General features: G+C 45.4%; 3 protein-coding genes and 1 pseudogene. 2 read left to right on the top strand and 2 right to left on the bottom strand.

The genetic code is table 11. From position 1 onward, the window contains the following. Together AB4653_RS08950 and AB4653_RS08945 are read left to right on the top strand one after the other, a co-directional pair. Window positions 1-245 (top strand): annotated as a pseudogene (locus AB4653_RS08950) (amino-acid N-acetyltransferase); the annotation flags it as partial. A gap of 278 nt (window positions 246-523) precedes the next feature. Beyond that, complete coding sequence (locus tag AB4653_RS08945) at window positions 524-715, top strand: hypothetical protein (RefSeq protein ID WP_009848356.1); 192 nt, start codon at window positions 524-526, stop codon at window positions 713-715. A gap of 101 nt (window positions 716-816) precedes the next feature. Here the strand turns inward: AB4653_RS08945 and recD are convergent, their stop codons facing one another. After that, the gene (gene recD, locus AB4653_RS08940) at window positions 817-3,042 is read right to left on the bottom strand and encodes an exodeoxyribonuclease V subunit alpha (RefSeq protein ID WP_009848355.1); all 2,226 of its coding nucleotides are present in this window, start codon (window positions 3,040-3,042) and stop codon (window positions 817-819) included. Next, on the bottom strand, window positions 3,042-6,122 hold a 3,081-nt coding region (recB, locus tag AB4653_RS08935), incomplete at its 5' end, for an exodeoxyribonuclease V subunit beta (protein WP_372103890.1). The genes recB and recD, both read right to left, overlap by 1 nt.

Genomic DNA, 6,122 nt, shown 5'->3' with positions numbered 1-6,122 from the left:
AGATGGCCTGCGTGGCAATTCACCCTGACTACCGAGATGGAAACCGTGGGCAGTTACTGCTTGATTACATGCGTCATCAGTCCAAATCTCGTGATATCGACCAAATCTTTGTTCTTACCACACACAGCCTTCATTGGTTCCGTGAACAGGGTTTTTATGAGATTACTGTTGATGAATTACCAATGGAAAAGCAAGGTCTGTACAACTATCAAAGGAATTCCAAGATCTTAGCGTTAAATGTGTAAATTAAATTTGGAGTAAAATCTCACTTTTATGAGGAATTCATTGCAAATGTAATCGTTTCTCATGTGATATTTATTAAATATGCACTTTCATTCACAGCTATAATTGTATAGAATTTGCACGCTTTATGAATATCGACAAGCGTTTTTATTGGAATGCCGCCGAATGTTTAACCTATGACATTTAGGTGGTCACTGCACGGATTGCTATACCCGTTAACGATCAGCATGCTAGTAGTCAGTCTGCTCGTTAATATAAACAGCAAAAGAGCAACATTGATATGAGAACCATTGTTTGTAACTCGCTGCAAAGTTTTTGGGATATGGCTGATAACCAATTCTTAGAAGGGTTAGACGTACACTGCGTGTTCCCTGTGAGCGAAAATCTAAAAGAGTTTATTTTGAATTGCCAACCAAAATACAAGATAAACCATATATCGTTTACTCGAGCGTTTTTGGGTACTGATTCCTGATAGCGTTCAGAGCAACCACGGATGGTTGCTTTGTGTATACGATTTACCCTGCTATTTCGTAGTTTTACTTCCAGCAACACCTCCACTAAAACCACTGACCGTCAGTTAGTTAATCGACTTCCTAAACCACTCACTCGCTCTGTTTTCACCTTAATCCCACGCTTCAACACATTTGTGTCGCTGAGCATCATCAGTCGTTTCTTAGCACGTGTAATACCGGTATAGATAAGCTCTCGCGTTAAAATAGGGCTGAAGTCTGGCGGTAAGATCATTAAGGTCAGATCAAACTCACTGCCTTGAGATTTGTGTATCGTCATCGCATAAGCGGTCTCATGATCGGGGACTCTGCTTGGAAGCACGGCTTTCACACTGCCATCGGGCAACTCAAAATACACCTTCAGTCTAGGTGTGGAATTCGCACTATTTGACTCTAAAGTCGTTGAATCGGCTTCGAGCATACAGATACCAATATCACCATTGTACAAACCTAAACCATGATCATTACGCGTCACCATGACTGGTCGCCCGTGATACCACAGTTCATCATTATGAGGGCTCACCAAACGTCTTGCGGCAAGCGCCCTTTCGATTCTGTGGTTGAGGCCTTTAACACCAAAATCCCCTTCACGAATAGAACACAGTAATCGACACTGGCTAAACAAATCGAGAACCGATTTCGCTCTCGCTTCTTGAGTTTCTAGCTCTTCCAATGGCACATTCATTCGGTTCAGATACGCACCATATTCATTGACTAAAGTACGTAGCATCAAATTATAGCTGTCACTCGACAGGGGATGATTTTCGATATCCTCAAACCCTTTGCCGAACACTTGATCTACTTGATTTGCAGAGCCGTTATTGATCGCCTTTGCCAACTGCCCGATACCTGAACGTGCATCAAAACGGTAACTCTTCTGCAGCATACACAAGCTATCTGCAATCGCAGGAGGGTTAATCGATCCTGTTTTGACTTGTCTTGGTTTAGCTATCGCATCAAAGCCTGTCATTTCAGCAATCAAGTTACCTTGCGCTGTGCTGTAGCCTGTAGAGTTAAACGAGCAGATATCACCCAACACAGCACCTGCCTCTACTGAAGCGAGCTGGTCTTTATCACCAAGCAGAATCAACCTTGCGTGTTCAGGGAGTGCATCCACCAGCTTATACATCATGGATAAGTCGACCATCGATGCTTCATCCACTACCAAGATATCAAGGTGAAGTGGATTACGTCGGTTATGTCTAAATTCCGCTCGATTAGGAATCGCGCCGAGTAACCTATGTAAAGTACTGGATTCAGTCGGTATGTTGGCCTTTACCTCAGGTGCTAATGGCAGCTGCTCAATCGCTTTACCAATCGACTCAGTTAAACGTGCTGCCGCTTTACCTGTCGGTGCCACTAGCTTGATCGTCGGTGTTTTACCTTGGCTTAGCGATTGCTCGACCATAGCCGAAAGTAACTTAGTTACCGTGGTCGTTTTACCGGTGCCCGGTCCGCCAGAAATAACAGCAAAACGTCGACTTAACGCCACCGCTGCCGCGACCTTTTGCCAATTCAAACAGACAGATAACGGCACGAGGCTATCCAGCGCATCTAAATCTGTCACTTGCTTGGCTTGAACAATCACTTGGTCTATCGCACCCCAATCCAAAACATGTTCGTCGACAATATCTAGATGGTCACACACCAGTTGTTGGCGTAATACCTGAGACGTTTGTTGGTTTGCTTCAGCCTTGGCTAAGGCATTAAACAGAAAATGGTAACTGCGTGCGAATAACTGATTCAACGTTTCGGTTAGCGCTTTTTTCTGCTCAGAGTTGAACTCTACTGGCTTACTTAAACGGTTTAAGGTCTCAGCCAACACAACTTCGTAGTTCCAATAACGCTGTAAGTAGACACGCTGTCCATCAAACATCAGCGGCTTAACACAATCATTGGTCGTACCCACTAAGTTAGATGATTGCAGAACAGTAGCCCAATCAATACCTAGCAATTTTTGGTTCAGTTGCAGTGCCGTCTCACCATACAAACCAAGTAACTGAGCAAGATCCGCCGTTTGCTCATGGCCTGCCGTATGCTGCTGTATAAGCTGAGTACAAATATGCCCCTTGCCCAACTCATGGCTCACCAACCCAGCGAGAAAACCGATCTCTTGAGAGTGACTCGTCGCTTGCTGCGCAATAAAACGGGCAAATTGATAATCCAACTGACGAATCGAGCCCTTATCCGCAAGGAACTTGAGTACATCCATGAGCTGCTCAGGGATAAGTGAAACTGGCTTTACAGAATTCGCTGTTTCTATGCTGGTATTAGTGGTCGTCGTTGTCATTATAGAAGCCCCATCTGTCCAGTTTCATCGTCATTCAATTGCGCTGAACGTCTGTCTATCACTTTACCGTCAATCAATTGATCCATTTCATCGAGCAAAGCCAATGTAGGTTTCGCCGAGAAAATACCTTGTTGAGATTGGCCGTCCATTCCTCTTAAAAACAAGTAATAAACGCCACCGAAATGTTGTTCATAACTGTAATCCGCAACACGGCTGCGTAAGAAGCGATGTAATGCCAACGCATAGATTTGATATTGCAGATCGTAGCGGTGGTCTGCCATCGCCGATTTTAATGCTTCTCCATGGTAGACGGCAACGTCATCACCTAAATGGTTCGATTTCCAGTCGAGCACATAGTATTTACCTTGGTGCTCGAACACCAAATCGATGAAGCCTTTCAACATGCCTTGCACGGTTTGGAAACCTAGGTCGCCCGCTTTAGCCGACAACGGGTCATGATATTGAATGGTTTGATTCAATTCCGATGCGGCAAGCACTTCGATCGGTAGTAAGAATTCCATCTCAACTAAGCGTTGCGTTGAGTCTTTCTCGCTTAGCTTTAAGTTCTTACCATCCAGCGCGGTGTTCAGCACCGTATCGACCAGTTGTTGAAGCACAGGTAACCACTCTAGTTCGTATTGCTCTGACTCTAATAGGTGAGTGATTACTTGCGTGTTATGTTCGCTGGTTGCTGGCTCGGTAAATTCAACATCCTCAAACAAGGTATGTAAGAAGGTACCTGGACGAGCGCCACGAGGGAAGGTGAATATAGAACGTTCAGGTTCAATCAATTCCGACTCGTCTTGTTCATCAGCCGAGTCAATATCGAAACCAGACACCTCAATAGTCGCGTCATGACTTGAGCCGTGACTGCCTTGTTTTACAAGCCCCGAGTAACTGGTGATTCGCCAAGCTCGGTCAATTGAAGCTTTAAGTTCACTTGCATGTAAGTCTTCACTCACTTGCTCTGTCTGTACAAAAACGTGCTCGTGAGCAGTCGGAGTTTCAGACAGTAATACGCTTGAATTCTTACCCTCAATCGCTGACAAAGCTTGATTCAACTCAGCAATACCTTGCTCTTGTCCGTTTTGAACCAAGTAGCCCATGGCACTCAAATGAACGCCGGTCGGCTCTTTGGTTGAACGCCCTTTACGTAGCGGTGCCATGCCAATGAAACATCCATAAACCGCACGAGTAAGCGCCACATAAATCAAACGTAAGTCTTCCGCCAATCGCTCTTTATCGGCTTGCGCTAAGGCACTATCACTGCCCGTAATATCAAGCACTGTAGTATCTGAGTCGTGATCGTAGAACTTACCTTCACTCGCTTCACGATAACTCGCCACGAACGGCAGGAATACTAGGTCATATTCCAAACCTTTCGATTTATGAATAGTGACGATTTGAACTAAGTTTCTCTCTGATTCAAGGCGTTGAATGTCATCTTCACTGCCACCTAAACCATTTTGCGCATCTGATATCGCTTCTGCTAGCCAACGTAACAAACCATAGTCGCTGTCGAGCTCCTGCCTAGCTTGTTGCAACAGTTCGCCAATGTGCATCAAATCAGTGAGTGAGCGCTCACCATTTTCTTCTTCCAGTAAGCGTTCCGCGAGATGTCGTTTACTGATCACGCTGCGAAGCATTGGTAATACGCCACGTTGCAGCCACAACTTACGATATTCTCTAAACTCGTTAACGACGTTTTCCCACACCACTTCATCGTTGTTGAGTTCATCCAATGATGCGGCATCCAGAGCAAACAATTCCGACGCTAAACTGGCACGTAATGCTCGGTCATTTTCAGGTGTCAGCACCGCCTGCAACAAACGTTGAATATCTTGTGCAACCAAGCTGGTGAACACGCTATCTCGGTTAGACAAATACACACTCGCAATGCCTTGTTCCGACAACGCGTTCTTAATCAGGCGACCTTCACTACCGGTTCGAACCAAGACAGCAATATCACCCGCATTCACGGCATGTTGTTTTTTGCCGTTATCAAAATAGGCTTGTTGGTTTTGAGAAGCGGTCAGAATGGTTTGAATTTGACTCGCTGTCGCCTCGGCCATGGCTTTGTGATATTCGCCTTTCGGTAAGGGCTTATCTTCCGCTTCTTGTAGCCAAAAGGTCAGTGCATGCTGGGTTTCTCCGTTCATCACCCATTGGCGTTTGTCAGCCGATGGACTGGCTGCGACGGGCAAAAATGGAATGTCTTGGTCGTAGATAAACGGGCTATCCGAATTCATAAACACTTGGTTTACCGCGCTGACCATATCAGCACTCGAACGCCAGTTAGTGCCTAACGTATAGTGAGCACTAACTTGGTTTCTCGCCTTGATATAGGTAAAGATATCTGCGCCACGGAAGCCATAAATAGCCTGCTTTGGGTCACCGATCATAAACAAGCCGCACTGCGGATTATCGAGATAGATTCGGCTAAAAATACTGTATTGCAGCGGATCGGTATCTTGGAATTCATCAATCATCGCCACTGGGTATAAGGTGCGGATTCTCTCCACCAGCAGTGATTGCTCATCCACATCAATCGACGCGGATAACTGGGTCAGCAAATCATCAAACGATAACCACTGCTTCTGCTGTTTAGCCTTAGCTAACATGGTTCGACAATGAGTAATCGCATGCGCCAGCAATGGAGCTTTTAGATTTGCAGGAGAGTTTAAGAAATTCTCAATAGCCTCAAACACAGCGTGCTGTGGAGCAGTGCCTTTCGGTGTTTTTTCAATCAGAGTAGCTTGAGAGAACTTCTCTAATTTATCTGGGAACTGGTAATCATGGGTGTCGCTCTGCGCCCATGCTGTTACCGCTTCTAACCAAGTCGGCAAAGACTTCTTGGTGTAGCTGCGCTTGTTCACATCTGAACCTGAAATCAAAGCCAAAAAGTCCGCTTCAGATTCACACCACAACGCCTTAAGTTGCTTCACTTTATCTAGGTTTTGATTGTGCAGAGTTTGCAAGTCACCCGACATTGCTTCCACAGTTAGCTTTAGTGGAGAACCCGTCAGGTAGCGATTTACGTCAGCCAATAACGAAGCGGGAGAGCCCCAAATATTTCGCAC

Source organism: Vibrio sp. 10N.222.48.A3, from assembly GCF_041475345.1.
Classification (GTDB): Bacteria; Pseudomonadota; Gammaproteobacteria; order Enterobacterales; family Vibrionaceae; genus Vibrio; species Vibrio tasmaniensis_A.
The sequence above is the reverse complement of the archived record's forward strand: the minus strand, read 5'-3'. Positions and strand labels throughout refer to the sequence as shown.

What these genes read in the sequence shown, in the direction of transcription:
- AB4653_RS08945 (WP_009848356.1), top strand. Translation starts at nt 524, where the DNA reads ATGAGAACCATTGTTTGTAACTCGCTGCAAAGTTTTTGGGATATGGCT.
- recD (WP_009848355.1), bottom strand. Translation starts at nt 3,042, where the DNA reads ATGACAACGACGACCACTAATACCAGCATAGAAACAGCGAATTCTGTA.